The sequence below is a fragment of the Streptomyces sp. CT34 genome, from assembly GCF_000805335.1.
In the GTDB taxonomy this organism is placed as follows: domain Bacteria; phylum Actinomycetota; class Actinomycetes; order Streptomycetales; family Streptomycetaceae; genus Streptomyces.
The window spans coordinates 4,482,678-4,482,900 of the sequence record NZ_KN708638.1; positions in this window are offsets into that span (position 1 = coordinate 4,482,678).

A 223-nucleotide genomic window follows, 5' to 3' on the forward strand; every position below is an offset into this window, starting at 1 on the left:
GTACGGACAGAAGGCCATGGCTCGCGCCTGAGCCTGGACCCTGGCTGACTCTGGGGGCGGGACCGATCTCGGGACGGGGCCGGCCCATGGGTGCCTGGCTGACCCCTCGGGCCGGGTCGGGACTCTGGGAGCCTGGCGGCCCCTGGGATGCGGCTGGTGTCTCTGGGGGCGGGGGCTGGGGCTGGGCCTGAGCGCTGGCATGGGGCTTGGCTTTGGGGGCGGG